Origin of the sequence: Microlunatus ginsengisoli (genome assembly GCF_039537205.1) — a bacterium.
Lineage (GTDB): Bacteria > Actinomycetota > Actinomycetes > Propionibacteriales > Propionibacteriaceae > Microlunatus > Microlunatus ginsengisoli.
Genome location: NZ_BAABAB010000066.1, coordinates 1 through 1,118, shown reverse-complemented (window position 1 = coordinate 1,118; position 1,118 = coordinate 1). Strand labels below are relative to the sequence as shown.

1 protein-coding gene and 1 pseudogene are annotated in these 1,118 nt (G+C 68.8%); both read left to right on the top strand.

Annotated elements, in window-relative coordinates:
- Positions 1-111: 111 nt before the first annotated feature.
- Positions 112-246: pseudogene (locus ABD747_RS26875) on the top strand (hypothetical protein); the annotation flags it as partial.
- Positions 247-264: 18 nt separating this feature from the next.
- On the top strand, positions 265-1,118 hold an 854-nt coding region (locus ABD747_RS26615), incomplete at its 3' end, for an IS30 family transposase (protein ID WP_344810189.1).

The following is a 1,118-nucleotide window of genomic DNA, read 5'->3' as shown; positions in this document are numbered from 1 at the left end:
GTGCGGGTGGAGGCGTTGCGGTTGCTCGCGGATGGGGTGTCGGCGCGGGAGGCGGCGCGTCGGACGGGTGTTTCGGATGTCGCGGTCGGCTGGTGGGCGAGCCTGGCCGGTATGCATCTGCAGAGGCCTAGGGGTGGTTTGGCCAGGCCATGGCCGCCGCCGTCGACGTCGGGGTCGTATCGGTTGGGGCTGGCGCAGCGGATCGTGATCCGGTGCCGGCTGACTGATCGGGTCTCGTTGCGCAGGATCGCCGCGGAGTTAGGGGTGGCGCCGTCGACGGTGTCGCGTGAGGTGGCCCGGGGGACGCGTCGCGGTCACTACGACCCAGGCTGGTCCCAGTCTCGGGCGGAGTCGTTGGCGTCGCGGCGCCGGCCCGGCAAACTCGCCGACGGTACAAGACTGCGGTCGGTGGTGGTGGCCGGGTTGAACCAGCGTCACTCACCGCAACAGATCGCGGCCCGGCTCCGGATCGACCATCCCGGCCGGGAAGATCTGCGGGTGAGCCACGAGACGATCTACCAGGCCTTGTATGTGCAGGGCCGCGGCGCGCTCCGCGACGAATTGCGGCTGGAGAAAGCGATCCGGTCCGGCCGGACCAGCCGCATACCCCGGTCGAAACTGCCGGCCGCGTCGAACAAGCCATGGTTGGCCGGCGCCCACATCAGCCAACGAGCCGCCGAGGCCGCGGACCGGGCCGTCCCTGGTCACTGGGAAGGTGATCTGGTCGTCGGCCCGTACGGCCGGTCGGCATTGATCACCCTGGTCGAACGGACCACCCGGTTCGCGCTGATCTCACGACTCCCGACGCTGCGGACCGCACCGCTGGTCGCCGACCAACTCGCCACCATGATCCAGACCCTGCCCGCCGAACTGGTGCGGAGCTTGACCTGGGACCAGGGCTCGGAGATGGCGCAGCACCGCCGGTTCACGATCGCCACGAACTGTCCGGTGTTCTTCTGCGACCCGCACAGCCCCTGGCAGCGAGGATCGAACGAGAACCTCAACGGACTGATCCGCGACTTCTACCCCAAAGGCACCAACTTCGCCGACGTCACCGACAACGACATCGCCGAGATGCAGCGCCTCCTCAACACCCGACCCCGCAAAACCCTCGGCTT